Below are 1,434 nucleotides of genomic sequence, written 5' to 3' on the forward strand. Positions count from 1 at the left end.
CGCTGCGGGCGCCTGCCCACGGGGCAACGAGCCGAAAATATGGCTCTGAACAGGGACTTTCTGTGCTTTGCTTGGGCCGATGTCATTCCGATGACCTCGCATGTTGAGTGCGTCGCGATCCTGGAGCCTGCTGAAAAGGGCTCTTGAGCTGCGGTTTTATGATTTCTTTCGTCGGCTCGACCTGTTTGGGAGGTGGGAACAGGTGAAGGCGGACGATGCCGCGTGACCTTCGCATTCGTCTGAGGGGGAGGGGTGCGTGGTGGTGGCGGCGCCCGTTGGTTCTTGCGGCGTGACGCACGAATGACGCACGGCCTGAAAGGCCGTCAGGTCGTTGGAGGGCCTGGAACAGGTGCGGAGGCGAGCTGGCTGGCTTCCTCGTAGGCTCATGTTTGCCTTGCTGCTGGGCCGCGGCAGGGCGGCCAAGGTGCGATGGGTCTCCTCGCCCGGCTTGTCGCGGGCGGCGTGGCGGAGAACTGCAACGCCGCCCCCTGTGATTAGGTCGTGCTCAGCTGGTTTGCTGTCGTCGCGGACTCTGCCGAGTGGCAGCTCCACGATCCCGTGGGTCGGGCTGCGCAACTCGTCCAGCGACTCCGGCAGGCGCCGCCGGAATTTCTCCCGGGACAGCGCGAGGTCCTCGGCCTCCGCGCCCGAGAGGTCGCTCGGCGTGGGTGTGGGATGCCGTGGGCTGGAGGGGCATGACTCCAATATGGCGGTCAGAGAAGCGGTGAAGGCCATGATGTGTGAGCCTGCGAGGGAATGAACGGGAGCGGGCCTCGTGGAGGGGAACTGGTCGGGGCAGCCTGTTCCCCGTAGTGGAGGGACGGGCAACGGAGCTGCTGGTTTCTGATGGTCAGATGTCCCGGAAAAGACAAGCGAACGCGGTGACCTGCCGCGATGAGTGGCCTGTAGGTGCTGACCTGCGCGAATGGCCTTTCGGCTATTTCATGTTCGTGCAGGTTGATGGAGCCGGAAGTCCCAGAAAAGTCCCACAGGACCCCCACTCTGATGGACGTCCGTTCCGCTCTGTTGACGATGACTCTGCGGTCGTCGGCGGCCGTGAGCCGGCGGCGACCGCCAAATCTCGGGCCGTCCTACAGGGAGAGGCCCGTCGCGCAGGCCCGGTGGGAGAAGGCGCAGGAGCTGATCGAGTGGCTCGTCGCCGAAGGCCGCATCGGGATTACCGTTTCGGGTGATGGCGAGGTGGCGGAGTGGCGGCGTGCAGTCAACTATGCGAAGCGACACGGCCTGACGAGGATGGTGATCGCTGGCGCGGTCTCGTCGTACACCGCGTGCAGGTAGGGGGCCGGGGGGCCGCGGGGGGGGGGGCGCCCCCCCCCCCCCCCACGCCTTGGGGGGGGGGTTTGGGGTGTTTACCGAGGGAGTAGCCTAATATAAAGGCGGGAGCGGCGAGGTGGGGTTTTATTGTGTGATTAA

The 1,434-nt window shown here is 65.3% G+C and carries 1 protein-coding gene; it reads left to right on the plus strand.

Going from position 1 to position 1,434, the window contains the following annotated elements:
- Positions 1-1,005: 1,005 nt before the first annotated feature.
- Positions 1,006-1,299, plus strand: a complete 294-nt coding sequence (locus ACGFZS_RS49500) for a hypothetical protein (RefSeq protein ID WP_393800800.1) — start codon at positions 1,006-1,008, stop codon at positions 1,297-1,299.
- The last annotated feature ends 135 nt before the right edge of the window (positions 1,300-1,434 follow it).

Source organism: Streptomyces sp. NPDC048288 (assembly GCF_043201555.1).
In the GTDB taxonomy this organism is placed as follows: Bacteria; Actinomycetota; Actinomycetes; order Streptomycetales; family Streptomycetaceae; genus Streptomyces.